The organism is Leptospira sanjuanensis (assembly GCF_022267375.1).
In the GTDB taxonomy this organism is placed as follows: Bacteria; Spirochaetota; Leptospiria; order Leptospirales; family Leptospiraceae; genus Leptospira; species Leptospira sanjuanensis.
This window is the reverse complement of record NZ_JAIZBH010000001.1, coordinates 3451262-3478006: the sequence shown is the minus strand read 5'-3', so window position 1 is coordinate 3478006 and position 26745 is coordinate 3451262. Positions and strand designations below refer to the sequence as shown.

Annotated in this window: 25 protein-coding genes and 1 tRNA gene; 8 read left to right on the top strand and 18 right to left on the bottom strand. The window is 44.8% G+C overall.

What is annotated here, in order from left to right; all coding sequences use genetic code 11:
* Positions 1 to 7: 7 nt before the first annotated feature.
* Complete coding sequence (locus tag LFX17_RS15740) at positions 8 to 937, bottom strand: alpha/beta fold hydrolase (protein ID WP_238747288.1); 930 nt, start codon at positions 935 to 937, stop codon at positions 8 to 10.
* A 171-nt stretch (positions 938 to 1108) separates the two neighbouring features.
* On the opposite strand from LFX17_RS15740, the gene LFX17_RS15735 reads away from it, so the two are divergent.
* Positions 1109 to 1645 (top strand): peroxiredoxin-like family protein, encoded by a 537-nt coding sequence (locus tag LFX17_RS15735; RefSeq protein WP_238731051.1) that lies wholly within the window; start codon positions 1109 to 1111, stop codon positions 1643 to 1645.
* A gap of 3 nt (positions 1646 to 1648) precedes the next feature.
* On the opposite strand, the gene LFX17_RS15730 is transcribed toward LFX17_RS15735, so the two are convergent.
* The 3 genes from LFX17_RS15730 to LFX17_RS15720 all read right to left on the bottom strand — a co-directional run bounded on the left by LFX17_RS15730 (position 1649) and on the right by LFX17_RS15720 (position 3353).
* Positions 1649 to 2116, bottom strand: coding sequence for a MarR family winged helix-turn-helix transcriptional regulator (locus LFX17_RS15730; protein ID WP_238731050.1), 468 nt, complete (start codon positions 2114 to 2116; stop codon positions 1649 to 1651).
* Positions 2117 to 2184: 68 nt separating this feature from the next.
* The gene (locus LFX17_RS15725; RefSeq protein WP_238747287.1) at positions 2185 to 2382 is read right to left on the bottom strand and encodes a KTSC domain-containing protein; all 198 of its coding nucleotides are present in this window, start codon (positions 2380 to 2382) and stop codon (positions 2185 to 2187) included.
* A 98-nt stretch (positions 2383 to 2480) separates the two neighbouring features.
* Complete coding sequence (locus LFX17_RS15720; RefSeq protein ID WP_238747286.1) at positions 2481 to 3353, bottom strand: hypothetical protein; 873 nt, start codon at positions 3351 to 3353, stop codon at positions 2481 to 2483.
* 76 nt (positions 3354 to 3429) lie between these two features.
* On the opposite strand from LFX17_RS15720, the gene LFX17_RS15715 reads away from it, so the two are divergent.
* Both LFX17_RS15715 and LFX17_RS15710 read left to right on the top strand, forming a co-directional pair.
* A complete protein-coding gene (locus LFX17_RS15715; protein WP_118954982.1) occupies positions 3430 to 3990 on the top strand; it encodes a polyhydroxyalkanoate synthesis regulator DNA-binding domain-containing protein in 561 nt (186 codons plus the stop codon).
* Positions 3991 to 4040: 50 nt separating this feature from the next.
* Positions 4041 to 4916: a HEAT repeat domain-containing protein gene (locus LFX17_RS15710; RefSeq protein ID WP_238731047.1), complete on the top strand. Its 876-nt coding sequence runs from the start codon at positions 4041 to 4043 to the stop codon at positions 4914 to 4916.
* A 67-nt stretch (positions 4917 to 4983) separates the two neighbouring features.
* Here LFX17_RS15710 and LFX17_RS15705 read toward each other — a convergent pair whose 3' ends face one another.
* Together LFX17_RS15705 and LFX17_RS15700 are read right to left on the bottom strand one after the other, a co-directional pair.
* Entirely contained in the window at positions 4984 to 6186 is a 1203-nt protein-coding gene (locus tag LFX17_RS15705; protein ID WP_238747285.1) for an MFS transporter, read from the bottom strand.
* Positions 6187 to 6407: 221 nt separating this feature from the next.
* Positions 6408 to 6484 (bottom strand) — tRNA-Val (locus LFX17_RS15700).
* A gap of 275 nt (positions 6485 to 6759) precedes the next feature.
* Here LFX17_RS15700 and LFX17_RS15695 point away from each other — a divergent pair.
* Positions 6760 to 7590, top strand: coding sequence for a metal-dependent hydrolase (locus LFX17_RS15695; protein WP_238747284.1), 831 nt, complete (start codon positions 6760 to 6762; stop codon positions 7588 to 7590).
* A 100-nt stretch (positions 7591 to 7690) separates the two neighbouring features.
* Here LFX17_RS15695 and LFX17_RS15690 read toward each other — a convergent pair whose 3' ends face one another.
* From LFX17_RS15690 to LFX17_RS15655, 8 genes are all read right to left on the bottom strand, one after another.
* Positions 7691 to 8395, bottom strand: a complete 705-nt coding sequence (locus LFX17_RS15690; protein ID WP_238747283.1) for a DUF1569 domain-containing protein — start codon at positions 8393 to 8395, stop codon at positions 7691 to 7693.
* Between the two features lie 168 nt (positions 8396 to 8563).
* Positions 8564 to 9055, bottom strand: coding sequence for an Mpo1 family 2-hydroxy fatty acid dioxygenase (locus tag LFX17_RS15685; RefSeq protein ID WP_238731043.1), 492 nt, complete (start codon positions 9053 to 9055; stop codon positions 8564 to 8566).
* Between the two features lie 51 nt (positions 9056 to 9106).
* Positions 9107 to 9883, bottom strand: a complete 777-nt coding sequence (locus LFX17_RS15680) for a helix-turn-helix domain-containing protein (protein ID WP_238731042.1) — start codon at positions 9881 to 9883, stop codon at positions 9107 to 9109.
* Between the two features lie 94 nt (positions 9884 to 9977).
* The gene (locus tag LFX17_RS15675) at positions 9978 to 10385 is read right to left on the bottom strand and encodes an STAS domain-containing protein (protein ID WP_238731041.1); all 408 of its coding nucleotides are present in this window, start codon (positions 10383 to 10385) and stop codon (positions 9978 to 9980) included.
* Positions 10386 to 10398: 13 nt separating this feature from the next.
* Positions 10399 to 11382, bottom strand: a complete 984-nt coding sequence (locus LFX17_RS15670; RefSeq protein ID WP_238731040.1) for an LB_137 family protein — start codon at positions 11380 to 11382, stop codon at positions 10399 to 10401.
* Positions 11379 to 12830: a hypothetical protein gene (locus tag LFX17_RS15665; RefSeq protein WP_238731039.1), complete on the bottom strand. Its 1452-nt coding sequence runs from the start codon at positions 12828 to 12830 to the stop codon at positions 11379 to 11381. Before LFX17_RS15665 ends, LFX17_RS15670 begins: the two co-directional genes overlap by 4 nt.
* A gap of 5 nt (positions 12831 to 12835) precedes the next feature.
* Positions 12836 to 14317, bottom strand: coding sequence for a SpoIIE family protein phosphatase (locus LFX17_RS15660; protein ID WP_238731038.1), 1482 nt, complete (start codon positions 14315 to 14317; stop codon positions 12836 to 12838).
* A gap of 303 nt (positions 14318 to 14620) precedes the next feature.
* Complete coding sequence (locus tag LFX17_RS15655; protein ID WP_238747282.1) at positions 14621 to 15604, bottom strand: c-type cytochrome; 984 nt, start codon at positions 15602 to 15604, stop codon at positions 14621 to 14623.
* A gap of 263 nt (positions 15605 to 15867) precedes the next feature.
* On the opposite strand from LFX17_RS15655, the gene LFX17_RS15650 reads away from it, so the two are divergent.
* Positions 15868 to 16482, top strand: a complete 615-nt coding sequence (locus LFX17_RS15650; protein ID WP_238731036.1) for a hypothetical protein — start codon at positions 15868 to 15870, stop codon at positions 16480 to 16482.
* A 102-nt stretch (positions 16483 to 16584) separates the two neighbouring features.
* On the opposite strand, the gene LFX17_RS15645 is transcribed toward LFX17_RS15650, so the two are convergent.
* On the bottom strand, positions 16585 to 17217 hold the full coding sequence (locus LFX17_RS15645) for an Lcl C-terminal domain-containing protein (RefSeq protein WP_238731035.1): 633 nt from the start codon (positions 17215 to 17217) through the stop codon (positions 16585 to 16587).
* Between the two features lie 13 nt (positions 17218 to 17230).
* A complete protein-coding gene (locus LFX17_RS15640; RefSeq protein WP_238747281.1) occupies positions 17231 to 19429 on the bottom strand; it encodes an Lcl domain-containing protein in 2199 nt (732 codons plus the stop codon).
* A 678-nt stretch (positions 19430 to 20107) separates the two neighbouring features.
* Between LFX17_RS15640 and LFX17_RS15635 the strand changes: the two genes are divergently transcribed.
* Together LFX17_RS15635 and LFX17_RS15630 are read left to right on the top strand one after the other, a co-directional pair.
* Positions 20108 to 21265 carry an AraC family transcriptional regulator gene (locus LFX17_RS15635; protein ID WP_238731033.1) on the top strand — a complete coding sequence of 386 codons (1158 nt, stop codon included), beginning with the start codon at positions 20108 to 20110 and terminating at the stop codon, positions 21263 to 21265.
* Positions 21266 to 21536: 271 nt separating this feature from the next.
* A complete protein-coding gene (locus LFX17_RS15630; protein ID WP_238747279.1) occupies positions 21537 to 22730 on the top strand; it encodes a DUF1554 domain-containing protein in 1194 nt (397 codons plus the stop codon).
* 162 nt (positions 22731 to 22892) lie between these two features.
* Here the strand turns inward: LFX17_RS15630 and LFX17_RS15625 are convergent, their stop codons facing one another.
* A complete protein-coding gene (locus tag LFX17_RS15625) occupies positions 22893 to 23867 on the bottom strand; it encodes a hypothetical protein (RefSeq protein WP_238731031.1) in 975 nt (324 codons plus the stop codon).
* Positions 23868 to 23933: 66 nt separating this feature from the next.
* A complete protein-coding gene (locus LFX17_RS15620) occupies positions 23934 to 24437 on the bottom strand; it encodes a tellurite resistance TerB family protein (protein ID WP_406600505.1) in 504 nt (167 codons plus the stop codon).
* A gap of 116 nt (positions 24438 to 24553) precedes the next feature.
* On the opposite strand from LFX17_RS15620, the gene metG reads away from it, so the two are divergent.
* Positions 24554 to 26695: a methionine--tRNA ligase gene (gene metG / locus LFX17_RS15615; RefSeq protein WP_238747277.1), complete on the top strand. Its 2142-nt coding sequence runs from the start codon at positions 24554 to 24556 to the stop codon at positions 26693 to 26695.
* Positions 26696 to 26745 lie beyond the last annotated feature (50 nt).

The window sequence follows — 26745 nt, the reverse complement described above, 5'->3', positions numbered from 1 at the left end:
CGTTTGTTTAACGTTGCAAGAATTCGACCAATTTTGGAGCGACTCTTTCCGGGATTTCATAGTGCGGTATATGACCGGCCTTGTCTAACGGTACGAACACGATTCCGGGAAGAAGTTGCAAGGCAAGTTCGCTGTTTTTAAACGGAATCACCTTGTCTTCTTTTCCCCAAATTAATAGTTTAGAAATTTTGAATGTTCCTAAACGTTTGTATTCTTCTTCGAAGGATTCGAGCGGCATGTTTCTCAAACTGGAAAGAATCGCACGTTTAAAACCCTTGTATTGCATTTGTTCCTGAAAAAGGGAACCGAAGTCCGGAAACTTATCGGGTTCGTAAAAACTTTTCTTGGTTCCTTGAAGCAAGGATCGATCTCCGAATGACTTCATCATATAATCTCCCAAAATGGGAAGACGGGATAATCTTGCCACCAATGGAATTTCCATCGGCAATCCGGCGGGGGCGATAAGTCCGAGAGTTTTCACTTTTTCAGGATATTTGAGGGTAAAATGGATCGCGACCAAGGCGCCCATAGACGTTCCGATTAAATGTACCGGTTTTTGAATATTCAGAGATTCGAATAGATCGGAAAGCTGTCTCTCATAGAGATCGTTATTATACGGAGTTTCCGGTCTATCGGAAAGTCCTCTACCGTATAGATCCATTCTTAATACCCGATATCCTTCCCGTTGCAGAATGGCGGATATAGGGCCGTAGATAAAAAGCGGCATGGACAAACCGTGAACTAAAACTACGATTTCGCCATTTTCCGGACCTTCGAATTGATAATGAATCCACCCGTCTCGTCCTTGTGCAAACGAACCGCCGCTTCTTGCGCGGACTTCCGCATCGATGAGCCCGTTTTCTCCGTCCGCAAGAAAGGGAAGCGCGAGAAGAATAAAGACCGAAAGGGATATAACTGCGATCGTGATTCGTTTCATGATCCGAGGAAAATAGGACTTTAAAAACGAAAGTCAAGGTTTTTTCCCCTTTTGATGATCGAGAAAAATCATAGTAAAAAATCTCATTTTCGATTTATGATGCTTAAATAATTGTTGCCTAAGCAACAAAATGAGTCTAAACTTAAAAACAGAATCAGAAAGGAGATTTTTATGAAACTGAAAACGGGAGACACGGCCAAAGATTTCGCGGTGCGGGATTATCTGGGAAAAAACATCAGTCTTGCGGATTTGAAAGGAAAATATACGCTTTTGGCCTTTTTTAGAAATGCGGAATGCGCTCTTTGTAATTTACGGGTTCATCAACTTTTAAAGGCGTATCCCGAACTTGAAAAAAAGGGGCTCCAGGTTCTGGCGGTTTTCGAATCCACGCCCGAAAGTATTCGGGAAAGCGTTGGAAAGAAATCGATTCCGTTTTCCTTAATTCCCGATCCTTCCGAAAAGTTATATCGTTTATACGGCGTGGGCACTTCTTGGCTCGGAGTTTTCAAAACGATTCTTACTTCCCAAAAGGAAATTAAGGAAGCGGAAGAAATGGGTTTTGAAATGAAAAGAGTTCCGGGTATGAAGATGGATCGTATGCCCGCTGAGTTTTTGATCGGTCCGGATTTGCGCGTGCAGATCGCCAAGTTTTCCAAAAAGGTTACGGATCATATTCCGATTCAGGATTTGAAAGCTCATTTGAATTGAAGTTCAAATCCTGCCGTCTAACACGTTCGCTTCGATGGTTTCCGAGATCCGTTTCAAGGTTTGTAGATCGGATGGGCTCAATCCTTTGTAGATGAGTTTTCTTTCCTTCAGCATTCTTGGAACGGTTCTTTCCAAAAGAGCCTTTCCTTTTTTCGTGATGACGACTTTGAATTTTCTTCTGTCTTCGGAGTCGTCTTCCCTTTGAACGAGATCTTTTTTTTCCAATCCGTCCAAAAGCCGAGTCACGTTGGGTCTATCCTTGAACGTTTTGTCCACAAGATCGGTTTGATACGCGCTTCCGGTTACGGAGAGCTGGTTCAGCAATAACCATTGTTCGACGGTGATGTCCTCTTTGTGGTCGGTCATCAGCTTGGTGAAGTGCAGCCTTAAGAGACGATCGGTTCGGTGAAAGTAATAGGCGAACGCGGTTTCGATCAAAGAGGAGGTTTTCGTTTCTTTTGAAGAGGGCATGGATCATTCTCCGTAGATCCATAGTTGCTTGGAAAATCATTGCTTCAATAATAAAATTTGATCGGTGTTTACGAAAGCGGCTCGCCGAGCGATTCGACGAATTTCATTTTCGATCCGGATTGCATCAAAGCCACGTACGTTTCCTTGGGGATGTCCGCGTATCTTTTTTCTTTTCCGTTTCGAAAACGGATTACAAGATTGCCGGTTTCGAAGTCGTACCCGATCGATTCGATTTCGGGGGAGGATATGTAGTGCGTTTCGAGCATTTTTTACCTTCTGGAACTTTTTTTTCGAAATTTTAGATTTGATTCTCGCTGCGACCCGTAGAGAGCAGTGTCGCTGAGTTTCTTTCGGGACAGGCTTTTTATAAAAACTCGGACATCCAACCGAGGATTTTTCCGAGTTTGATTTTTTCCAGGTTCGAATTGGAAAACCGGATCGGTGCGGTTTTTTCGATTCGGATTCCAGTCGGTCGACTTCCGGTTCTGAACTCGAAAACCATTCGTCGAAACGGCGAAGTTGCGAAATTCTCCCTTTCGGGTTCGAAAATAGAATGATTCAATATTTCTAATATTTCTTTTTCTGAATATAGATCCTCGCAAAAATCCCGGATTCCCGCGGAGAGATCCTGAAACAGATTTTCCCGTTTGACGTCGCGGATTCCGATCACGGGTGGAAATACCGCTCTTTGAGGAAGATTTTTCAATCGATCAACGGTTTCCCTTACGTTCGTTCTTTCCCAGTCGACAAACAAAAGGCCGGGTTCGTATTCCTTAAATCGATCGTTGAGCGACGTTAGTTCTCTGCAAGGAACCGTTTCCCAACCCAATACCTTGAGATGAGCGCGGATTCGTTGGTATAAAAGCGGATCGGGTCCGATTACGATCGAAGTTAATTCTTTTTTTTGAGGAAGCGTTTCGAGAGGAACGTCCACGATTTGCAATCGGTTCAGATCTAGAAAGTAATTCAATCCGTGTTCGAAGAGATTTTTGAGTAGGGCCGGTTCGATTCTTCCGATCAACAAAGGTTGTTTCGACCAATCCATCGCCGTTTGCAAAGAATCGGGTTCTACCGATTTGCGAACCACGATTTGTCCCGGTCCAGTCTCCGGAAATCTTCCCGCTCCTGCCCATTCCTGAGTTGAAATTTCTTTCCAATCCAAGAGGGAGAAAAGAAGCTTCTCTTCTTTTTTGGTAAGTCCGGTTAAGAAGAGACAATCGAACAGTAGGCTTGCCATGGGTATTTTGCTTGACCGAAGGCTTTTCCGGCGAATTCTAGAATTGTGCGACGCGTAAAAGACGCAACCAATTAAAATGAAACTTCTGAAACGATACGCGAATCGACGACTCTACGATCCCGAGACGAGTAAAACCATTACTCTCGAAGACGTCGCGGAGATGATCATCAACGGAGAAGAAATCCGCGTGATCGATAATATGTCCGGTTCCGATATCACTCCGAAAATTCTCGGGCAAACCTTTCTCAAGGTTTCTCTCGGTCAAAGAAACGAAGAATTCTCCAACTTCATGCTTTCGGCTTTGATCCGTGAAACGGGTAAGGACATAAGTTCCCTGTTCGGAAGGTTGGTCTTAGGCGGAATCGGCGCGAGTTATCTGACTCGCGATCGTTTGGAAAAGATTCTTCAATCCATGATCTCCTTAGGCGAACTCAAGTTGGAAATGGCGACCGAGTACCGCGACGACCTGTTGACTCACATGGCCAGCCGCGCCTCCGAAAACAAACTTCGCATCCAAGAAGACCTCAAAAAAATCGGAAAAGAGCTGGAAGAATCCGCCGAAACCGATTTACCATTGGAAGACCTTTCCGAAAAAATCCGCAAAATTGCGGAAAGCGTAAAAGAAAAGGAAGCCTGAAACTTTAAGCCGAAGATTTCAAAAACCGATATTACAAGAGAGGGAATTCCATGTTTAAGAATATTTCGATCTCTATCATTTTGTCTTCTATCTTCGTTTTGCCTTTATTCTCTTCCGATAAGGCGGTAGAATACGCCGATAGAGCGTATTTCGAGCAGATCAAAAAGCTCGATACCGGTTCCTACGAGGAAAGGGTCGAAGCCGCGGATTATCTCAAGTTCGTGAATAACAAACTCGCCGTTCGTCCTCTTTTGAACGCGCTCCGCGGAAATCCGAAAGTTCCCAAGTCCCTTGAAAATCATCCCTATCTCAAGTTTACGGTCGCTCAAGCGCTCGCCGTAATGGATCAGGAAATCGCGATCAAACCGACCATCGAAGAATATAAGAAACTCGAACCCACCATCCTAGAAAAGGACGAACCGTATTTTACGTCTAAGGACGATTATACGATGGTGATCGCGGTCGGCGAAATTCTAAGAACGATCGGAAGTTTTCCTTATGCGAAAGAATCCGAAGACGTTCTCGTAAACGCTCTCAGTCACCCGAACTATTACATCCGCGCTTCCGCGGCGGACGGTTTAAAATACATGAACCGCAAGGAAACGGTGAACTTTCTCGTTTCCACTTTGGAAAAGGAAAAGAACGATTTTACGAAAGCGGCGATCCTCAACTCGATCGTTAACATCATGAAAGTCGCGGATAAAAGTTTTTATTCTCTTTGCGATATGCTTAAAAGCGAGAATCCTTCCGTTCGTTACAGAGTTTCCATGGCTCTCGGAGAAGTGGATCTAAAAGCGGCGGAATTTTATCTTCGTCAAGCGCTGTTGATCGAGGACAAACAAAACGTGCGCGATCAAATTCGGAAGGATTTGTCGACCGTTCTCGGTTTTAAACTTCCGACTATTTCGGTGATCTTTGCGGAATAAGAATCGAATTCTTAGAATCTCCTAAATCAAAAAGAAAGACCAAACCGGTATTGAAAGCTCCTGAAGTTCAGGGGCTTTTTTGTTGTACGGATTCTTCCGAAAAATATAGATACGCGCCCGCAATCAGAGCGGCCGTTCCCGAAACCGTCAACGCCGCGGTCGAGTTCCATTGGACCCACAGATAACCCGTGATCGAACTTGCGAGAATCATACAAAGACTTTGAAACGCATTAAAGGTTCCTAATGCCGTTGCGGTTTCCGTTTTGGGAACCAGATTGCTGATCCATGCCTTTGAAATTCCTTCCGTGGAAGCAGCGTAAACCCCGTATCCGGCAAACGCGATCCAAAGAATCCAAGAGGATTCTCCGAATCCCATACTCCAATAAACGAGCGCGAAACATAATAAACCGAAGAGAAACATCTTCTTCAATCCCACCTTATCCGCGATCACTCCCAACGGATAAGCGGCGACCGCGTACACGATGTTGTAAAATATATAGGCTCCGATGGAAGAGGAATCGCTCATGCCCGACTCTTTCAAACGCAAAAGAAGAAACACATCCGAACCGTTGAACAACGTGAAAAACAGAATTCCCCGCGTTAGATTTTTATACGAAGGAGAAGCGCTCTTCCAATATTTGAAAAAAAGAAGAATCGAATATTTCTCCTCCTCTTTGGGAACGAGCGGTATCGTATTCTTTTCTCGGATCCAAAAGGTAAATAGGATCGCGTGAAGTCCGGGAATAAACGCTAGCAGAAATAATTCTTTGTATCTTCCGGGATAAAAGTATAAAAACACGAGAGCCGAAAGCGGTCCGAGTACCGCTCCGAACGTATCCATCGATCGATGAAAACCGAAAACCCTTCCTTTGTTTTCGATCGTAGTTTCGTCGGAAAGAAGGGCGTCTCTGGCGGAAGTTCGGATTCCCTTGCCCAGTCGATCCGTGGTTCTCACGAAAAAAACCCAAAACGGAGACGCCAAAAAAGTCATCATCGGTTTGGAAAGCGCGCTGAGTAGGTAACCCCATCGAACGAACGGAAGCCGTTTTCCGCTTAGATCGGACATTCTTCCGAAAGAACCTTTGCTGAATCCGGCGGTCGCTTCCGCGACTCCTTCCAAGAGTCCGATCAGAAAAATCGAAAAGCCGATTTCCTTCAAATAAATGGGAAGAATCGGATACAACATCTCGGACGCGACGTCCGTCAACAGACTGACGATCGAAAGAATCAGAATGGTTTTTGTGATGATACTTTTGGAAGGAACGAACATGGACGAAACTTTCGAGTTCGACTCCTTGTTGAACAGGCGTGTATTTCGACGGACTATGGACGTTTCCGATTCGGTTCGTCGATCGCCTTACGCGTATGTTCGAAAATTAACGATGAACGGAGCGCTCGAGGAAGACTCAATCAATCGCGAAACTCAGATCTCGCTTCCTACAAGGCGCTCGAAGAAACTCAAATCTCGCTTCCCACGGGGCGCTCGATAAGTGGTGGGAGATACTGGGATCGAACCAGTGACCTCTACCATGTCAAGGTAGCGCTCTAACCAGCTGAGCTAATCCCCCTTTGCCTTGTATTCCAGAATCTGCGTCGCGCTTTATTCGTAAAGAAGATTCCTTTTCTCCTTCCGGGGAAGAATCAAGGAAGAACGCGTTCGGATCCGAGAATTTCGAACGAAGTCCGCGTCTTTTCCGAAACTTTCTCCGAGAAAATCCTAGCCGATTTCAAAATCCATCAGGTGTTTCGGGATTCGGAAAGAACGAAAACGAAGGATCGGGTATCCTACTCGCCGAAATCGAAAAGAAAAAGAGTTCCGGTAAAAGAAGAAGAGGTTTGGAAAATGAAAAAGCCGTTCGCAAAAACGATTGATGGGCAATCACCTTCGGTCCGCAAAATGGACTTTGAAGGTTTGGAAAATCTTCCCAGACATTATTTCAACGATAACGCGATCATTACGCACGCGTTGAACAGTTTTCACGTGATCTTTCCGGAAGGGGAACGCTATTTTATCCGAAGCGTGAAACCGTTTCAAGACCGACTCAGCGAACCTTTAAAGAATCGCGTGAAGTCTTTTATCGGTCAAGAAGTGCAGCACGGAAAAGAACACGAGCGGGTTTGGTCCGCAATCCGCAGATACGGTCTTCCGCTCGATAAGATCGCCAAGTTCTATTACACGACCCTGTATAAAGGAATCTTTCCGTTTTTAAGATTTTTATTCGGACCTAAGATCGATCTTTCGATCACCGCCGCTCTCGAACACTATACGGCCACGTTAGGCGAAATATCGTTAAAATACGATCTGGCCCGCGACGCTCACGGCGATATGAGAAAACTTCTCGTTTGGCACGCTTGTGAAGAGATAGAACACAAATCGGTCGTTTACGACGTTCTTCAGGAAGTCGCTCCGAATTATTTCTTGAGAATTTTCGGTTTTGCGATCGCGACCGTTCTGCTTTGGTCGTATGCGATTCTGTTTCAGTATTGGTTCTTGATCGCGGATAAGGAAGTTTCCTGGAAGAAGTTTCGAGCGGATCGTTTTTACGCCCGCAAACATCTCGGAGCTTCGGTGCCTCCTTTGTTCCAAGGATGTTTGAAATACTTCCGGCCGAATTTTCATCCGGATCAAATGGGCGGCTACGAATTGGCGGAAGCGAGTCTTTCCGCTTTGTAATCATTCATTTTTTTCACTAACGAATCCATCCGAAACACTTGCTCTCGGACTTCGGAGTTCCCCGGAATTCCGAAGTCTATTTTTTTTAACGCCTCTTAACTTAAGAATTGAAAGTCAAAAAACTGAAATGGTTCGCGATATGCATCGCATGCGCCAGATCGTATTCTTCCTTGGATAAACTTCCGTATGCGAAATGGGGTTTGAGTTCCCCGCCGTATGCTTGGAACTTCAAAATCGTTTCTTGTAAAACCCCGAGGCTTGCCTTCCAATCCGTATCGGAATGGATCGGAGCGGCGCCCGGAATCGGAGCCTCCAAGTCGTGCGACATCTTTTGCGAAGAAGCGAACTTTAAGAATACGAGTTTTCCGATCGTGTTTTGAAATAGAGCGCTTTTATTTTCGGGATAACCTTGGATCGAATATTCGATCGATTGAGCGCAGTGAAGAAAAACTTTTCCCGCGTCCCAGTTTCCGTATCCTTGAATCGAATTCGATTTTTTGAATGTTTCCAGTTCGCTTAACACTTGCGATAGGGAAGAAAAAGTCAATCCCTTGTCGACGATCCCTTTCGGACCGGAGCCGCATCCGTTTGCGGAAGAAAGGACCGCCGCACCCGTTCCGCTCAAAATGAAAAACTTCGCGGAAGAACGGAGGAATTCCTTTCTGGAAAAATTTTTGGATGTGAACGTAGTTTGGGTCGTTTTCAATTTTAATTCTCCGTGGAAGGCGAGTTTCGTCGTTTTTAAGGATCGAGTCAACCGTTTTGTAAACGCGCTAAGGATGCGGAGCGTGTGTAGCAGTTGCATCGCCGTTATTCGGCAAAACCTGTCAAACTTTGCTTTTGGTCATCTCGCCTTTACGAATCGCGATGCAACCGAAGGCGGTAGCCGAAGCGCGCAGCGAGCCTGGCCTGCGCCTTCTTAGTTCGTGATTCGTAAATCGTCGTATCGGCGCAGGAGCGCCCTAAATTTTTCTTAGTAGGAGATTCCTACCTTCTTATAGAAATAACTCAGGCACCAAGCGGGCCCGATCAAAAGAAACTGAAGGTCTTTGAAAAAAGAAGGCTTCTTCCCTTCGATCTTATGACCGATGAATTGAAAGATCCACGCAACGACGAACACTCCGACGGATATGCTGATCAAAGTGGAAATTCCGGAAAGGGAAATGAAATAAACGCCCGCGAGCATTACTGCGACCATCGTCATCATTCCGAGAAACATGGGGATGGAAAGTCTGAGATAGAAAATTCCGGTCACTAAAACGAAGATCGTAGCCCAGTTCAAAAACAATCTGCTCTGACCCAGGGATTCGGGAAGAAGGCTCTGAATGGAACCGGAAGGAATGGACCAAAGCATTCCGAGCAACGTAAACATGATGGTCGGCACGGCGATCCAGTGAATTCTTTTGTTAATGATATTTTGGTGACTCTCCGCGTATTCGGTCAACCACTGTTCGATCGTTTTCATATCAACTCCCTTCATCAAAGATTGAAGCCGTGTTTCGATTTTCGGCTCCGTTTAGAGTTGCACATCATCCCCGATTTTGCAGAAGATTACTTGAACGGAACTGCTATTTTTCAAAAAAAGCGAGGGTTTTAAACCGAACATTTCCCGGAAGGTCCGGCTCATGTGGGCCTGGTCCGCAAAGCCCGCCTCGTGGGATGCGACGGTCAGCGAATTTCCTTTTGCCAGGGAAAGCACGCAGGTTTTGATTCGCAGCCATTGAACGTATTTTCGGATCGGAATTCCGACCTCTTCTTTAAACAAATGCATCAGTCTGCTTTCGGACAAACCGGTGGATTGGGTCAATTCTTCGAGCGGAAGATTTTCGGGAATGGATTCGGAAATTTTTTTTAAGGCCTGCTTGATCCGAGGATCCCTTTCTTTGCGATCGGTTCCCTCTTTTCTAAGCACGTCGAGGGTTCTCTTCCAAAGTAGAACCGCTTCCTCTTCGTTAGCGGGAAAGGTTAAGAATTTTAGAATTTGTGAATATACTTCCGGTTTCAGTTCGAGAAAATCGGATCGGAAGTCGAAGATCGTTCCCTGAATTCGAACGCTGTCCGGATCGAAATGGAGAATGAAGATGTCTTTGTTCGGAGCTTCTAACTGCTGTTCGACGTTCGGACGGACGAGGACGGCTTTCGATTCCATCCAATCCGTGACGCCGGTTCTGAAACGGAACGGTTTTCCTTTGCTCAAAAGAAAAGAGGCGCTATAGTGTTCGTGAAGTTCGTTGGAGACCGGGACTCCGCTTAAAAGAACGTTGGACCCGATCAGAAACAGCTTTCCTGCCATCGCAGGAAAGCTTAGGAAGCATTCAACCCGTTGCAACTCATTTTGAGAGCCGGTTTACCGATCTCAAACGGCCGCGAATCGTTCCGCGGCCCGGTTAGGAAGCCATTGCGCGGTCGATCGCCGCATCCAGATCGATGGTGATCCCGATGAGTTTGTCGAGTTTTGTAAGCTCGAAAATCTTTTGAAGGTGCATCGGAACGGAGAAGATCACGATCTTTCCCTGAGATTCCTTAAAAAGTCTCGCTTGCGTGCTGATAAAAGCGGCCAATCCGGAAGAATCGATATGAGTAGTGGAGGAAAGATCTACGAGGAAGATGTTTACTCCGTTTTCGATTCTGTCGTTCATCGCTTCCTTGAATTTTTTTGCGGAGAATAAACTGATTTCTCCCGTCGTCTTCAAGATCGCCATGTTCTTTTTGAGAACTCCCTGAACGTGAGAGTCCGTGATTTCCTGAACTAAAAGTTCGTCTTTGGATGCCAGTCCGCCGCCTGTGTTTTGCATAAGTTAATTCTCCCTAAAAGTTATACGTCATTTTAAATTCGATGTTTCGTTCCCTCACCGCCGATGCGTAAGGAATATTTCTTTCGGTCGCGGCGATCGAAAAAACCGCAGGGAAAGAAATCAAAGCCGTGTTGAAAATATAGCTCAACGACAAGGATATTAGAAAAAGATGATTGAGTTGTTTGTGTCTCGAATACTCTGAATTGTCCTGATCGAACAAAAGAAAGGTTCCGTTGTCTTGCGGAAGAAACATCGGCTGTTTCTCCTTTACGTTGATTCCCGAATAGTATTCGTAAGCGGCGCCCAAGGCGAACAATCCGGTGACTCCCATGAGAGCGTAACCGGACTTTGTGTGTTCCTTTCTTGCGAGGTAATAACCCGGAATCAGATAATCCCAGAGAACCAGACCCGTTTCCGGATTTTTCGGAGTCAGATCCTCCAGTTTATATACGATCTTTGAAATATTCTTATTTTCTAAAATAGTGGGAGCTTCGGTTTCTCCGCGCGTCAACATAATCGATTCGTCGTTCAGGATCGAAATCTTGGAAAGGATATCGTCTTCCGTTTCGGAGGAAACGGTGAACTTCAAATTCGTTTTGGAAAGCTGCTGGAGAATTCTCGGGGAAGGCTCGGTGATCTTGGCGTATTTTACCCGTTCGATCGCGACTCGGAGATATTCCCCTTCTTCCGTGACGTAAAACAAGGTTTGTGCGTTGATTCGAGTAAGCTTATGCGTGCAGGTCCGCTTCGGATCCTCGTCCAATTCCAAACAAAGGATGTTTCCGGCCTCTTCGAAACGCATTTCGGAAATTTCACTCTTTTTGATCTTTCGTTCACCGTCTCCGGTTTGGATCGTAATCTCTTCAAGAGCCGGATCGTTATCGGTAACGTTACCCGAAATCTCTTCCCCGGATTTTAAAATGATTCGATGCGCCGAAATCTCGAAGGATAACAACGGGAGAATCGTAATGGAAAGTAGAAAAAGAATTCTGCTCACTGAATAACCTCTATCTTAATCGCAGAATTGATTTGAACTTTCTTCTTGGAAACCTTGTCCATAAGAGTAATCGAATCGTCGTCTACGGAAGCTTTTAAAAAAGATTGCTTGTTTGAGTCCTTGGTCATGATCAGTTTGGAATTCTTCGTCGCGTTCTTATCCATCGAGATCGATTCGATGGAAAACGTGGGAAGGGTGATCGGAAAGTGGGATGAGAAAAGTCTCGCCTTGTCCCCTTCGATCACGACCTGGTTCGCATAAACGGGATCCGAATCGGATACGACGATCTTGATCATCGCTTTCGGAGGCGGAGGCGCTTCCGCTTTTTTCAGAAACTGATTCGATTTCTGAATCACTTCTTCCAGCATCGCTTGATTCTGTTTGGAAAGATCCCGTTCCAAGATTTCGTTTTTCGATTCGAAATCCCCGTTGTCTAAAAGGCGGCTCGGTTGTTTCAATTTTTCGGAAGAGGTTTTGATTTCCTTCGCTTCGGAAGCGTCTCCCAAACGTTCAGCGTTCTTATCGGAAAGAGACGCTATCTCCGAACCGGCGTTGTAATAATATCCGAGCATCAACAATCTTCGGTTAGCCTTGATTGCGATGTCTTTGTTTTTGTCCGAAAAGGCGAGGGCGGCGTATTCCCGGATCGCTTCGGATTGATGTCCCGTTTTTTCCAGAGAATAACCTTTGATATAATTTATTTCCGGGTTGTTGATCTTCGCTCTTTCGATTTCTTCGAGAGCCTTCGCATAATTCCCTTTTGCAAAATACGCCTTGGCCCTTTTTTCGGGATCGTCCAAATTGTTTTCGATTTCTTTTGCGCTCTGTTTCGCTTTCAGAATCAAAGAGATGAGAATTTCCGCGTCGCTGGAAAGCAAGGTGCCCGGATGATTCGCTTTCACCTCGTAGAGAGGACGCAAGGCGGAATCGAATTCTCCTTGAACCGCAAGGCAAAAACCCTGATGTAATTGGATGAATCCGCCTTCCTCCGATTGTTTACCGAATTGATCGAAGGATTCTTCGTAAGTGCGGTAGGCTTCCTTATAGAATTGATTTCTTTCCAAGGCGAACGCGTGTTCCAAAAGACGGATCTTGGATGAATTCATATGAAGATTGATTCCCGCTTTTAAGGAAAGGGAACGGACTGAGTTGATCAATACGGCGCCGGTTTCGTGGATCAAGTTCGGTTCCAAAGAAATGGTTGTGTTCGTGTTGTTGATCATGGAACTTTGCAAGTGATTCAACTTCATTTCCGCCTTGATGTTTTCCTTGTTCGAAATGATTCCTTCGAATTTGGAGCGGAGAATCTCGCTCGAAAAAGAGAAGTTAAGAATTTTACGTCTTTCTAATATGATTCTCAACTCGAAAAGTTTGGTTTCGAGTACGATAAATCCCAAAGGAAGAATCAATAGAAATCCGATTAGGGCTATGAAAACGCTCTTCTTCATGACGATTATTGAATTTCGATGATTCCAAAGGTGACGTCGTCCGGGAAACGGTCCGCGAACGCGTCCATTTCCTTTTTGATTTCGTTAGTGATCTGTTTTGCTTCCTGATGAACGTTCGCTTGGAATACTTCGAGAAGACGATCGTCTCCGAATTGTTCGCCCGTTGGAGCCGTCGCGTCCAAAATTCCGTCCGTATAAATGAGAACCTTGTCGCCCGGTTCCGTTTTGATTTTAAGAACCTGATATTCCTCCGGAATACCGATGCCGAGGATATGTCCGGTGGAATTGAGAGTAACGATCTTATTTTTGCTCTTTCTGTAATAGTAGATCGGGTTGTGGCCCGCGCTGCAGAAATAAGCGAATCCTTCCTTATCGAACAACATAAAAATTCCGGTCGCAAAGAACGAACCTTGAAGCGTATCGAAAAGTTTTTCACTCAATCGGGTGAAGATGAAGGAAGGATTCACGGTTTCCTTCATGATGTTTTCGATATTGAAGTGGATGATCGATGTGATAAGAGCCGCTGAAACTCCGTGGCCGGTCGCATCGGCCAAGAAGAATCCTGTGCGTTCGTCGTTGATCTCGAGAATGTCGTAGATATCCCCGCTGACCTCGCGCATCGGTTTGTAAAAAATATCCGCCGTGATCAGATTGAATTTTCTTCTACGACCGGGAAGCAGACATTCCTGGACGTTCTTGCCGATTTCCAATTCAGTTTGAATCTGTTGATTCTTATGTTCTAAACTTTCAACTTGCGAGGCGATTCTTTCCACCATTCCGTTGAAGGTACTTCCCAAAAGATCGAGTTCGTCCTTGGAGGAAAAATTCCATCCGGCTCTTACGGTCAAATCTCCCGAAGCCATCGTCTCGCTCACTTCCTTCAGGATGAATAAACGAACGAAAATTTTTCTATAGAGAAAGATCCCGAATAGAATGTGAAAGACCACTCCCCAAAGAAGAAGAAGTGCGAGCTGTATATAAAGGGAATTGAGACGATCGAGGATTTCCTTTACGCGAACCTGCGAAACTAAAAAAGTTTTTTCAGTAAGATAGAAGATGAGATTTACGATGAAGTTTTTCGAATCGAGTTCGATGTCATAGGAACTGTTGATCGCTTCCTTCGCGTTGATGATCGTTGCGAGTTTTCCTTTCAGATAATCGATGGAAATTCTATTTCCGTGTTCGAGATTGATTTTGAATTTTTCGACGGAACGGTCTTCGACCGAGATTACGGAAAAATTTTCGATTCCGATACTGAGCAGTTTACTTTCGATGTCTGCGAGTTTGTCCGGATCCTCGTAGTTTTGAGATTCTAAACCTTCGATTTTTTTGAGAATTTTTCTCGCGATCTGATCCGACTCCAGAGTGAAATTATCGATGAGCAAGTCGGTTTGATTTTCGAAAATCATCACCGCAACAAACGTGAGATTGATCACTGTCAGCAAAGAATAAATGGAAATAATCTGAAGTCTCAGTGATCGTTTCATACTCAAACGAGTATACTCAACTAATCTTCTAATTTCTTCGTTTGTTATAATTTGATAATCGCCGAATATATAGTGCTACTAATGACTGCAAAGAGTGTGATACGGTGATCTTTATTTATAAAAAAATGGATCCACTCTCGAACAAATCGGAACGTCACTCATTCAAGCGTGAATTGTTTCATTTTTATGGCATTTGAACTCTTTGCTTTTCTTTTAATACAGAAATTTCTTTCCTGAACGGTTTCAAGAACGAAAGACGTACGCTTGTACGGTTTTCTTCTTCGTACAAGCAGTATGATTTCTTTATTTTTCGAAAATCGAAACGGAGTTCGAAACTGGTTTCAAGCTCATTAAATAATCGAAGATCGCTCCTAAGTCTTGGTCATTCATTCCCGAATATTCCAACCAAGGCATAACGCTGTTGAATTCTCCCGCTTGAATGATTGGATTGGTTTTTGCTCTGAGTTGGTTCGCGCGAAATCTTGCGATAAAACTTTCACGAGTCCAGTTGCCGATTCCGGTTTTTCGGTCGGGTGTGATGTTTGCTCCTCTTACTTTCCCTCCGGTCGAGAGCGGAAAGACGGTTCCTCCCGCAAACTCCATTCCTTCGACGACCTTGCCTTCGATTCTTTGCGTATGGCAGTCGTCGCAGCCGGCAAAGGTCGTTAGATATTTTCCGTAGGCAACTGAATCATTCGGATCGGGTCGTTTTTGAAACTCGGGAGATTTTGGAATCGTTCTTACGATGAGATTCATCGGAAATTTCACGTTCGACTTCTCCACTTTGTTTTCGATCGGTTGGAGAGTCCTTATGTATGCGATGATTGCGAAGATATCTTCCTTGTCCATTTGCGCGTAATTCGGATAAGGCATGATCGGAAAAAGAGGACTTCCGTCCTTGGAGACACCCGCCGTAATCGCGTAAAAGATTTCCGTATCGGTCCAATTTCCCAATCCGGTGGAGGCGGGAGTGATGTTTTTAGAATAAAAAGTTCCAGGTAAACCGAAATTATCTTCCGCCATGCGGAGATTTCCGGCTCCCACGTTATGCGTCACCGGATAGAAGAGTTGTTTTGGATCCCGATCACCCGTGTGACATCCCATACAACCCGCCACAGACTTCACGAGATATTCGCCTCGTCGGATTTGTTCCGGGGTATGAGCGATTTTGATTTCTTCCTTTTCACCGATGTCCGGAAATTTTAAAAAGAGAAAACTCAAAGCTCCGAGCGCGATTAAGACCGCGGAGAGTAAGGTTCTCTTTATAATAATTCCTAATATTTTCATAATATTCTCCTATTGATTATTAAACAATCGCAAGAGATGAATTTGAAATTATAAAAAGTAATCCTCCTCCCAGATTATAACTGCTTGCCTACTTGATAATTTTTGAATCTTTCCTAGTAAGAGTTCCTGATTCTCCTTTCGGCAGAGTAAAAGGAAGACAAACATATCCGAATCGATTCGAAAGACGGACATCGAATTCGAAAAAAATAAAATGTTCCGCAAAATGTATTCAAAAACGTTGATGTTTCGTTGTTTCGAATTATATGATAAATAGAGTTTCCTACATTTTGCCGGCATTGATTTTATTCTACTGCGCGACCGCGCAGACCCAAGAGCCGGAAAATCAGAATCAAATTGAAAAGATACAGACCGCAAAGTCCGTAGTCGTGGAATCTTTTTCTCCCGCCTCGATCCGCGAAATTTGCGAGAAAGCGCCCGATCCTGCCGCCGCAGACGTAGAAAGCGAATCCTGTATTCACAAGCGACAACAAGAGTTGTGGAAAAAAGTTTTTGCGCCTTCTACGAAAGAGAAAAATCTTACGAAGGCCCTGGAATTGGTTTTAGTGCTGAAAAAAATATTTCCTAAAAAGAAGATGTTGATCGGAAAGGAAGCGGAAATCCACGTTAGACACGTTCAGCAGAGAGTTGAATACTGCGATCAGACCCAGGCCAATTGTGTTCCCGTTATCCACAATCTGATTTCTTTTTCCGATTCGGACATTCACGAAGTCAATAAGACGTATACTTTGATTCCTCAGTTGAGTTATCTCGAAAAGGAAGATAAGGTTCTTCCCGCAACAAAGTGGAACGAGCGTTTGGATTTGATTTCCAAAGAGAATATCGAGTTTATGCTGAACGCCTGTTTTGTCATTGAGTGATCGTTTGAATTTCGTGAAACTCGGCTTCCGCGAAAACGATCGGAAGGGAAGAGATACAGGAGAGCGACGCCCGCGATTTTTACGGACGTCGCTTTAAAAAGATCAGTAAGGTCCGCTCACGCAGCGAACGTATGCGTTGTTCGATTTTCCGTATTCCACCACGCCGCCTACGGTAAATTCCACGATGTAAGCCATTGATCTATAATTGGCGCCTTGCGGAATTTTATAGTGTTGTTCGGTGTTCCCCGGGTTGGTTACGTATTGTTTCGGATCCGTCGTGCCCGTTTCGTCGGTGGGGGTGCTCGGTAAGACAGGACTATTTCCCGCTACGAACGAATTTGTGGATGTCCAGAATCTTCCTTCCGCGGTATTCGGGAAAAAGGTCGGATTGATGATCGGTTTTGTCGATCTGCTGTAATCCACGATCGAGATGAGTTCCTTTACCGTGGGCAATCTCCATTGTCTTCCGTCGCCCAAAGTCGTTCCAAGGCTGCTACAATAAGCGACCGCTGTCGCCCAGTTGCTCGTTTCTGCCGGTCCCGAAACGACGCTACAGTTCGTGTAATTCGATCCCGCAGTTCCGCGTCCTCTGCCGCATTTTCTCCAGAGAAGACGGTTTCCCGTATCGTTGATCGTTCCATCGTTCGGATCCGTATATGGTCCTCCGATGGCGGTTAACGTTTCAATGATTCCGAGTAAAATGGTAAGAAGTATAAACGTTTTCAATAGTTTCATGTGATTCTTCTCCTTAATCCGCGATGCACATCGCAAGCGCCATATATCGGTTCGGCCAGTTCCAGGAAGTGGCTTTCCCTTTGCTGTTGATATGAGTTCCTCCGCCGAAAACGGAAATTTGCCAAGCGCCCCAAGCATTGGAACCGTTTCCTAATTCGCTTCCCGTATAACCGTTCAGAGCGATCGAAGCGCTGACTGCATTCGTAGAGGTCCAATATCTTTGGTAATCGTTTTTAATAAAACCGGGGAAACTCGTATTCTGGATCGTTTCGTTTCCGATAGATCCTTCATACGTAAGAATGCTCATCTGTTCGCTGAGAGTCGGAAGTCTCCACGTTTTCACTCCCGCAAATCCGGCTCCGGAGTTCGCGAGATTGAGTTGCAAACAATATTCCAGAGAATCTCCCCAAGTCAGATCCAAAATTCCCGATCCCATGTTTCTTGCGATGAGAGCGGCGTTGTAAGGATCCACCGCATCCTGAACGCAGGTCGCACCGGACCAAACGTAAGTTGGAGGACAGGTTTTCCAGATCACGTTGTTGACCGTATCTCTTGTAATTCGATCGTTCGGATATCCGGGGTTTGTCGTTGGAACTCCAAGACCGTAAGGCATAACGCTGAGTTCCGAATCTTGACCGGAGCCTGCGCAAGCAATGGCGTTTCCGGAAGAATCGTAACAGTTCGTTTGGGCCGTATCCGTAACAAGAGTGACTTTCGTTTCGGTTAAAGACTTATAGTTGAGTTTGAACACTCCTCCTACGATCGCAACGGGCGTTGTGCCCACTGCGTTTCCTGCTTTATCCTTAAATCCAGTAGCGGTGAATTGCAGATAAAACGTATGCAATTCCGGTAATTTACTGTTCAACGCTAATGAATAGGTTCTTGCATCCGTCCAAGTTCCGGCCATCGTAGGCCAAGCGATTTGAGGGTTGCCGCTTACTCCGCTGTCGTGATGTTCGGGAAGAGGTTTGAGACTTTGATCCATATCCTCGTTGAACGTAAAAACGAAAGTGTTTTGATCTACGCTCAAAGAGGTTGAGTTATTCGCAGGCGTGGCGGAAGTGAGAGTCGGCGCCGTATTATCGATGTTGATCGCGGTCGAGTTCGATCCTACGTTGCTTCCCGCGGTCGTAAGGCAGATTCGAATCGTATTCGCACCGACTGCGAGAGGGGCCGCACCGCTGATCGTAGTGGTGATTTCCGTGTTAGCGGCCGCAGAACCCGTGAGGGACAAAGAGCTTCCGTTTGTGCCGGAGTTACAATCTGTTCCACCGACTCGGATATCGTAATTACCTGCAAGATCCGATTGCCATTTTACGACGCTCGAATCCACGCTTCTCATATCGGCTTTGGAAACGGAATTGATCGTGATCGTAGGATTTCCTACGGCAACGACGTACTGACTTGTACTGACCGCACTTATGTTACCGGCCTTATCCACAGCGATTACTTTCACGTCGGTGGTGGCGTTGTTTGCAACGGCAAACGCGGAAGAATACCCGGTGGATCCGGATGCAACCGTTCCATCCGCGGCTATGCCCGGATTGGTCCCATCGTTTCGAAAAGCCATTCCAAGACAACCGGATGCGCCTGTGTCGGTGCAAGAAAGAGTGATGTTCGGAACGGATGAGCCGTATGTTCCTCCCGCAGGGGAGAATCCGATCGTAGGCGCGACGTCGTCCCGGATTCCGTTAATGCTAACGGTATCCCAAGCCAGAGTTCCGTCCGGACTTTTGAGACAAAGTTTGATTCCGTTACTTCCTGCGCTAAGATCGGATGCATTGATTCGATCGGTGTTGGAAGTGGACGCGGTCACGCTTCCGCTGGTATGAACGCTTCCGTCGCTACAATTGGTCGCGCCTTTGCGAAGCTCATAGGATGCTCCGAGGCTGGAAGACCAAGAAATATCATAATATTGAATTGCCCCTGCGTTGTTACTCACATAAAAAGTGGTCGCGGAACTGTAAGTAATACTTCCTTGAGGGGCGACCGGAGTCGTAAGGATCGGAGTATCTTGAATTCCGCCGCCAGGATTCGAAATGCTGGAACCTGGAAGAAAGAAAAAATTGAACCCTTTTTTTCCTTCACCTACCAAACAATTGGAGAAAGCGATGCCCCAGCAAAGGAAAAGAATGTATAATAAGCAAATTTCTTTTTTTAATTTCGCATGTTGTTTTTTGATTCCCTGACCCATAGAAGACTCCCACAACATTTTAATCCGGAGAATTTGAATTCACTTGAGAGTAATTTACTTCTTTTTTTTAAAGAATACGTCATTGCATATAAGTAAGGAATTCTTTGATTATAAGTTAGAGCTTAGTCCAAAATTTGGGGTGTGAGCCTACGATTTTGTTCGCAATACTCGTGAAAATTCTGTTCGCAACTAAAAAAAATATGGGAAAAGTATGTTCCGTGGGTTCCAAAAATTTCTTTGGAATGGCTTAAAAAGAATCTGCGTTAGGAAAAGATTGACTAACGTGCCTGGAAAAAAAATTTTCAAAAGAGAACGATCGTTTATTTTTTTGACTTCATTTCCGTACTTTGACAAACCCAACTTTCCTATAATTCAGGAGTTCAAAATTCTTTGTCAAAACGTCGATTTAAGGCATTTTAAGACACTCTTTTGTTCATTTGAGTATCAAACAAAAAATTCTAAACTGACTAGCTAATAAATTTTTTTCAGGAAATTACGAATTATAATTCTAAAAAAAATAAAAAATGAGCAAAAGCTCGGAAACCTTTTGTTGAGTAATCAAGGAAGCTGTGTATATGCATCTTGATTGCAGAATAAAAAAAGAGATTCTTCTTCGATCGAAAGGCAAGGGCTTTCTTACCGAAATAAAAAGCTGATCTGGTAAAAATACAAACAAAACGACAAAAGGATTCGGATGTGGAAGAGGTTAAATATTATTCATTAGCGGCAATGTTATACTTTATGATTGCCGCATTCGGAGTTTTCAAAAGGGATCGGCAAAAGAATTTAAGCGCCCCCGTGCTGTTTTTTCTGATGGCCTGTGTTTTTTGGTCGTTTACGGCCACGATGTTTATCACGGAAAACACTCTCGCAAAAAAATTAGCCCAATATTTTTACGCTTACTTTTCGGTAACAGTCGCGTTCTTTTTTATGAATCTCGCTTCAAACGTAAAGAGCGGTAGCTTTCAGTATATCGATTCTTTGAGCGCGTTCCGAAAATTGCTTCTTAGAAGTTTTGCGGCTACTGCGGCAATCGTGGTGCTTTGGGATCTGCTTGACGAATTCAAAATTCCGAATCTTTCGGAAATGGTTTCATTGGGAACCTTTCTGTTTTTTGTTTATCTGCTTTTTCAGATTCTGATTCCCTTGCGTTCCGCTAAAAACAAGGCGAATCTGGTAAGAATTCTTCCTTCCGTTTGCGTGTTGCTGATCATCAAGTTAACGGAAGTGTTCCGATATTTTGAAGGTGCGAAAATTATCGAGCCGATCAACACGATCAATTATTATTTTCTAATTCTTTCGCCGATTATCCTGAGCGAATTTATTCCGATCATTTCCGATTTGCAGAGAACGCAGAGCGAATTCCTGCTTGGCGATTCCGAAAACGAAGAAACGGATAAGAATCTTACCAATCGAGATTCCAGTCAGGAAAAACGATCCCTTTTGGAAGATCTTAACATCGAGAAGGTGGAGAGCAAGCTGACCGAGTTGATGCAAAACGAAAAAATCCATCTGGATGAAGAACTTCGACTTCCTTCTTTGGCTTCGGAAATGGGACTTTCGGTGCACCACCTTTCCGCTTTTTTAAACGAGCACATGGGAATGAATTTTAATTCCTTTATCAATCACCATCGGGTAAAAGAAGCAAAGGTCATGTTGCTCGAAGAACCGGATCGTTCGATTCTTTCGATCGGAATGGCGGTCGGTTTTAGTTCTTCATCCGCGTTTCATCGGGCCTTTTTGAAAGAGACAAAAAAATCTCCGAAAGCGTTCCGGGAAGAAAATCTTACGAACTACAAAAGTAAAGAAGACGAGATGGAAGATTTTGATTCTCGATATTCTCACACGATCTAAAGATATTGAATCCCTGTTTTGTGCTATGGGCAAGACAGGGATTTTTTATCCCTTCAAGACATTGGATTCGGTGAGAACTTTGGAAAATTGTGGGAACTCCTACTTAAATCGAAACGTTTCGACAAGGATCATCCGCCAAAAAGCCTTGCAAAAAGAAAGAATTTCCTTTGATTTTGAATTCAAAAGAATGAAATCCCAATAAAAAGGAATCAAAAAATTTTTGAATCAGTTGTCTCTTGAATAGACCCAACGAATTCAATTCGCTGACGATATGAAGCCAATTGCTTTTTATAAATATACCGCAATCTTACTGACGATTCTCTTTTTTGCAGCGTGTGCCGAAGCGAGTCGTTTTGCTTTAGACGGTCAAAGCGGTGCGTTGATCAGCATTGTGGAAGACGTTTCCGAATCTGCGTCCCTTGGTGGGAACTCCTCAGGATTTCGAATCGGGGGGACTGTTCAAGGATTGAAATCCGGAACTGTCCAACTCAAGTTAAACGACGAAATTCTTCCTATCTCGGCAAATGGAACATTTCAATTCAATTCTTCCGTCGCTCCAAATAAGAATTACCAGATCAGTGTGGCAAGCCCCGCAGCGAACCATTCCTGCAAAGTCTACTCCGATTCCACCGAAAATCCTTCGGGGACGGCGACTGCGAACGTTTCCAACTTAGTCGTTTATTGCACGACGATTTTGATCAACGGTAAGGTTGCCGGCGACACGATCGAAATCAAAGAAGACGGAACCGCGTTGAACGTTCAGATTTCTTTGAGCGGTCCATGGGGGCCGAACGATCCGGTGACGCATATCGGGCTTTCAACGAACGCAACGATCGATCATTTTAGTCCCGGGCCGGAAAACTTCGACACGAACTTTGCCAATCCTGATACGGTTTCCGTGACCGCTTCGGATCTGACCCCTGCAAATGTGGGCGACTTCGGGGACAAGGTTCATACGTTATCCGTAACTGCGACTCCGATCGGACTTTCTTTGAGTTTTACGATGAAGATCTTGGACAACGATCGAAGAGTTCGGGAAGTCGTTCGGAACAGCGGCGGAAACATGCAGTACGGCGGAGCCACTTTCGGAGTGGATGGTGCGGATTCTTCTTGTTCCGGCAATGCGGGATTTGCTTCAAAAGCGTTGCTCGGTGTCGCGTCCCGCGTGCCTGGAAGCGCCGGTTGGCCGATCAAACCGAACACCCGCTATTACAATTACGATACTCTAAACGCGATCGCAACTTCGGACGTGAACGGTCTGATCCCGTATGCCACGATCTATGGAAGCACCGCGAATCCGGCTAATAATTTCTGGTCCGGATTTCTTACAAACTGGACCGTAGATACGCTGCAAAATTGCGGAGATTGGACGAATAATGCGACCGGAACCGGTTTATCGGGCGACGGTATGACGGGATATTTGTGTACTACGGCTCCGCGTTTGATTCTTTGTATCGAACAATGATAAAACGTCGCATAGGAAAAGAAGCCGCATAGCATATTTCGGACAAATTGAAAGTATTTGCGGTTTGAATCGCGATCTCTTCGTTTAACAATTCGCTTTAAAAAATCGGAATACGATTTTTGCGATTCGGTTTCGACGTTCTTGTGCGGAACAATTAGAATTCTATTTGTGATGATGGTGATGCGATCTGTTTCTTCCTATGATCGCATATAATCCTTTGGCGACCGTCTGAAGGGCTCTGGTCATCACACCTTTCAATTTGATCTTCAGAAATAATTCCAAGACGAGTTCACGTAGAGCGAGATCGAAAGGAAGATTGTAATTCTTCCAGTCGATCGTAAAGTGAAACGGATAACTCTGTTCGGGTTTATCCTGAGAATGCGGTCCGAAATGAATCAGAGTTCCTTCGACCGCGGTTTGATCCGAATTGATATGTTTGAATTCCACGTAGATCTGCACCCTGTTTTTTAAAAACGGAAGGGGAATCACCTGCAGGCCCGCGAGTTCGGACCAAGTGATGTCGCTTAACGATAAGAATCCTCTCGTTTCTCCGCCTAAAACGCCGATCTTTAAATTCCCTCTTTTGCCGAGTCTGCACGATCCGCTTTTGGTTCTGAAAAGAATCTCGAGAGGCGATCCCGAGTCCATATATCCGCCGTCGATCGCGATGTCGTGGAGCTGAATCGAATACGTGGGCGTCAGCGTTTTGTCCACGATCGAAATCGATCCGTTTTCTATTTTCATATTTTGGAATACGATTCTTCCGCGTTTGGGCATAAGTCCGATTTTTTTATGCGGACTGATGATGTTCGTATAATCCATGTGAAAATTTTTAAAGAGAGAGGAGGGGATTCTCAACTGACCCTTGAAGAGAGAAAGAAAATCGATCTTGAAATTCAAGGACGAAACTCTGGCGTAAACCTGATCCGTTTTTAAAATTCCCGGAAATTCGATCGTGCAGTTCTTGGAAATGACGTAAAAGATCGGCAGAAGAACTCCGGAAGAAATCCAGCGAAACTTGAAGTGACGGAAGGAGAAAAAATTAACGAGAAGTTGCAGGATCGGGCCGGAAAACAAAAACTGAAGTCCGGCGTACAGGATGAGAAGATAGAATAACGTTTCCCAAACCCAGTTCATGGAATCGATTCCTCAAAACGGGAAGATTGGAACTTTGGAAAGAAATTATTTCTCAAAAAGATGGATTTACTTCTTTTTCTCGAGAATTCTGTTCTCGATATTCTTCTTATCCATGGAAGAAATTTCGAGTTCTTTGGCGAGATCGTCCAGGAATTCCCTTTCCTTTTTCGTAAGGCCTCCGTCCATCGACACGATCACGCACGCGTCTTCGTAAAATCCGGCGGCCATAATCGGATTGCCTTCCGAAAAGTTACGAACCGTTTTTACGGGAAGAGGATTTTCGAACACGTCCGATAACTCGCTGATGATGGAAGTTTTTTCTTCCTGATGATCGAAGAAAATACAACCTTCTTCGAAAAGAGCTTTGACCATCTGACCGACAAGACTTCCTTCTTTTTGATGAAAGATTCCATCGGCCATGCAGGAATAAGACCAGATGCTGACGAGAACCTTCGCGTAGTTCATCTTCAGATGGAATATCTCTTGTTCGGGGTTCATTTCTTCTCTGAACTTTTCATAGAATTCATGCCCCGGCAGGACTTTACTTGCAAGGGATGAAAGATTCTCCATTGGCATCGGGAGTTCCTCCAGGTTTTCAGAAAATTCTATCCGAACCATTGATTTTGCAATGAAAATCTGAAAAGAAAGACGTTGATTTTGACCTAAATTTTAGGAACCTGACTTTTGTGAACTCTTCTCTTAAAAGAATCCCAAGAAAGATACTGGTTACATCGGCGCTTCCCTATGCGAACGGTCCGATTCACTTAGGACATGTGTTGGAAGGAATACAAACGGACATCTGGGTTCGTTTTCAAAAGGCGAACGGAAACGAATGTTATTTCTTCTGTGCGGACGACACGCACGGCACTCCGGTAATGTTAGCGGCGCGTAAGGAAGGAATTACTCCGGAACAACTCATCGAGAGAGTTCAACAGGAACATTATAGAGACTTAACTTCTTTCGGAATTCGATACGATAACTATTATTCCACGAATTCGAACGAAAACAAGAGTATCTCCGAAGAAATTTATTTGAAACTCAAAGAGAGAGGACATATTTCGAGAAGAAACATCGAACAGGCTTACTGTGAAAACGATAAGATGTTTCTTCCCGATCGATTTATCAAAGGAACTTGTCCGAATTGTAAATCCAAGGATCAATACGGAGATAACTGCGAAGTTTGCGGCGCGACTTATAGTCCGAAAGATTTGATCGATTCTCATTGCGCTTTGTGCGGAACTTCTCCCGTTCGTAAGGATTCGGAGCATATCTTTTTCGAACTCGGAAACTTTCACAGAAAAAAAGTCGAAACTGCAACCGCCGAGGATCAAAAGAAGCGAACCGATGAGTTCTATTTGGAAGATTGGATTCGAAGCGGGACCGTCGAAGGCGTTCAAAAAAAATTGAGCGAATGGCTCGATAGCGAAGACGGTCTGCAGGCTTGGGATATTTCCAGAGACGGGCCTTATTTCGGTTTTGAAATTCCGGGCGAAAAGAATAAATACTTTTACGTTTGGCTCGACGCTCCGATCGGTTATATGGCTTCTTCCTTGAACTTTTTCAAAGGCGATCGAAAGAAGTTCGATTCCTTTTGGAAAGAACGCGACGCTGAAATCGTTCACTTTATCGGAAAAGATATATTATATTTTCATACTTTGTTTTGGCCCGCGATGTTGGAAGGAAGCGCTTATCGAGCGCCTTCCAAAGTTCACGTCCACGGTTTTATCACCGTAAACGGGGAGAAGATGTCGAAGTCGAGAGGAACGTTCATCAATGCGAACACGTACGTAAAACACCTCGATCCCGAACATCTTCGGTTTTATCTCGCAGGCAAGTTGGGTTCGGGAATGGACGACTTGGATCTTTCGTTCGACGATTACACTTCGAAAGTCAACGCAGATCTGGTCGGAAACCTCGTAAACTTGGTTTCTAGAATTTCAACTAGCATTTTGGATCAGTTGGATCGCACTCTTGGAGTTTTACCGGTCGACGGAAAGGAATTGTTAAACGAACTGCTCAATCAACCGATCAAACAAGGAACGGGCGAAGTCTCGGTTCAGGATATTATAAAAACCGCATACGAACAAAAGAACTACGCGAGAGTGATGCGGGAAATCGCGCGTCTCGGCGATACGGTCAATCGTTATGTGAACGACAACGCTCCTTGGAAACTCATCAAGGAGAATCCGGAAAAAGCGAGAGAAGTCGTAACTACGACCTTGAACGCAAGTCGTTTTCTTGCGGTTTACTTATATCCGGTCGTGCCTCAAATCTCGGAAAAAATTTATAAACTCCTGAATCTGGAAGGAACTCCGAAGTTCGACGACCTGGATCTTGCAAACGTATTAGAAAAAACGAAAGTAAATCCCTACGAAATGATCACAAAACGTGTGGATGAAAAGGCAATCGACGCTATGTTAGAAGAAAACAAACAATCCGTAGAAGCTTCCAAAAAAGCGGAACCCGCAAAAACTGCCGAAACTTCTTCCCAAGAAGAACGACTTGAAATTTCGATCGAGGATCTCGCGAAAGTGGAACTGCGGGTCGGTCGGATCGTGGAAGCCGGACCGGTGGAAGGCGCGGATAAACTAGTGAACGTCAAGGTCGATCTCGGCGAACTCGGAATCAAGAACGTATTCGCCGGAATCAAAGTCGCTTATCAACCGGAAGATCTGAAAGGTCTAAAGGTTGTGGTCGTCGCCAATCTCAAACCGAGAAAGATGAAATTCGGCGTTTCGGAGGCGATGCTGCTCGCTTCCGGCGAGGGAGAAACGTTGAGTTTGTTTGTTCCTCACAAGGACGCGAAGCCGGGCGATAAGCTGAAATAAGATTTCGGTCGCTTCTGTTGTTAAGTCGGATTAAAATGTAAACAAAGTCG

Coding starts and splice junctions, on each gene's coding strand:
- LFX17_RS15630 (WP_238747279.1), top strand. CDS start 21,537: ATGAAGCCAATTGCTTTTTATAAATATACCGCAATCTTACTGACGATT.
- LFX17_RS15650 (WP_238731036.1), top strand. CDS start 15,868: ATGATAAATAGAGTTTCCTACATTTTGCCGGCATTGATTTTATTCTAC.
- LFX17_RS15675 (WP_238731041.1), bottom strand. CDS start 10,385: ATGCAAAACACAGGCGGCGGACTGGCATCCAAAGACGAACTTTTAGTT.
- LFX17_RS15655 (WP_238747282.1), bottom strand. CDS start 15,604: ATGAAAATATTAGGAATTATTATAAAGAGAACCTTACTCTCCGCGGTC.
- LFX17_RS15640 (WP_238747281.1), bottom strand. CDS start 19,429: ATGTTGTGGGAGTCTTCTATGGGTCAGGGAATCAAAAAACAACATGCG.
- LFX17_RS15725 (WP_238747287.1), bottom strand. CDS start 2,382: ATGCTCGAAACGCACTACATATCCTCCCCCGAAATCGAATCGATCGGG.
- LFX17_RS15660 (WP_238731038.1), bottom strand. CDS start 14,317: ATGAAACGATCACTGAGACTTCAGATTATTTCCATTTATTCTTTGCTG.
- LFX17_RS15715 (WP_118954982.1), top strand. CDS start 3,430: ATGAAACTTCTGAAACGATACGCGAATCGACGACTCTACGATCCCGAG.
- LFX17_RS15720 (WP_238747286.1), bottom strand. CDS start 3,353: ATGGCAAGCCTACTGTTCGATTGTCTCTTCTTAACCGGACTTACCAAA.
- LFX17_RS15740 (WP_238747288.1), bottom strand. CDS start 937: ATGAAACGAATCACGATCGCAGTTATATCCCTTTCGGTCTTTATTCTT.
- LFX17_RS15695 (WP_238747284.1), top strand. CDS start 6,760: ATGAAAAAGCCGTTCGCAAAAACGATTGATGGGCAATCACCTTCGGTC.
- LFX17_RS15735 (WP_238731051.1), top strand. CDS start 1,109: ATGAAACTGAAAACGGGAGACACGGCCAAAGATTTCGCGGTGCGGGAT.
- LFX17_RS15730 (WP_238731050.1), bottom strand. CDS start 2,116: ATGCCCTCTTCAAAAGAAACGAAAACCTCCTCTTTGATCGAAACCGCG.
- LFX17_RS15620 (WP_406600505.1), bottom strand. CDS start 24,437: ATGGAGAATCTTTCATCCCTTGCAAGTAAAGTCCTGCCGGGGCATGAA.
- LFX17_RS15685 (WP_238731043.1), bottom strand. CDS start 9,055: ATGAAAACGATCGAACAGTGGTTGACCGAATACGCGGAGAGTCACCAA.
- LFX17_RS15680 (WP_238731042.1), bottom strand. CDS start 9,883: ATGGCAGGAAAGCTGTTTCTGATCGGGTCCAACGTTCTTTTAAGCGGA.
- LFX17_RS15645 (WP_238731035.1), bottom strand. CDS start 17,217: ATGAAACTATTGAAAACGTTTATACTTCTTACCATTTTACTCGGAATC.
- LFX17_RS15690 (WP_238747283.1), bottom strand. CDS start 8,395: ATGCAACTGCTACACACGCTCCGCATCCTTAGCGCGTTTACAAAACGG.
- LFX17_RS15710 (WP_238731047.1), top strand. CDS start 4,041: ATGTTTAAGAATATTTCGATCTCTATCATTTTGTCTTCTATCTTCGTT.
- LFX17_RS15665 (WP_238731039.1), bottom strand. CDS start 12,830: ATGAAGAAGAGCGTTTTCATAGCCCTAATCGGATTTCTATTGATTCTT.
- LFX17_RS15705 (WP_238747285.1), bottom strand. CDS start 6,186: ATGTTCGTTCCTTCCAAAAGTATCATCACAAAAACCATTCTGATTCTT.
- LFX17_RS15625 (WP_238731031.1), bottom strand. CDS start 23,867: ATGAACTGGGTTTGGGAAACGTTATTCTATCTTCTCATCCTGTACGCC.